Annotated in this window: 1 protein-coding gene; it reads left to right on the forward strand. The window is 77.3% G+C overall.

Features of this window, described 5'->3' with window-relative positions; translation table 11 throughout:
- Positions 1–22: 22 nt before the first annotated feature.
- On the forward strand, positions 23–697 hold a 675-nt coding region (locus AC5LSR_RS07775; protein ID WP_493468302.1), incomplete at its 3' end, for a TRAM domain-containing protein.

The following is a 697-nucleotide window of genomic DNA, read 5'->3' on the forward strand; positions in this document are numbered from 1 at the left end:
AGCCGGGGGTGCGGCCGAGGACGTGATCGAGCTCGAGGTCGGGCCGGTGGCACACGGCGGGAGCTGCGTGGCCCGCGACAACGGCCGGGTGGTCTTCGTCCGGCACGCCCTGCCGGGTGAGCGGGTACGGGCCCGGCTGACGGACACCTCGCACGGCAGCTACTGGCGGGCGGACGCCGTCGAGGTGCTGCGCGCCGCGCCGGAGCGCGTCGTCCCGCCGTGCCCGCACGCCGGGGCCGGCGGGTGCGGGGGATGCGACTGGCAGCATGCCTCCCTCGCCGCGCAGCGGCGACTGAAGGCGACGGTGGTCCGCGAGCAGCTGCGCCGGCTGGCCGGGCTGGACCGTCCCGTCGAGGTCGAGGCGGTGGACGCCTTACCGCCCGCACCGCCGCCCGCATCACCGCCGGGCGAGCCGCGAGACACTCCATCGCCGGGTGCGCCGCCGCGAGACGTGCTGTCGCCGGCCGCACTGCCGTCGGGCGCACTGCCGTCGGGCGCGCTGCCGTCGGCCGAGGGTGAGGGTCTGGGCTGGCGGACCAGGATGCGGTATGCGCTGACCGCGCAGGGCGAGGTCGGACTGCGCGGCCACCGCTCGCACGAGATCGTTCCCGCCGCGGACTGCCTGATCGCCCACCCACTGGTGCGCGCGGCGGTCACCGGCCGGGTGTTCCCGGTGCGTGCCGCTGGTGCCGCTGGT

The sequence above is a fragment of the Protofrankia sp. CiP1_Cm_nod4 genome (assembly GCF_982290645.1).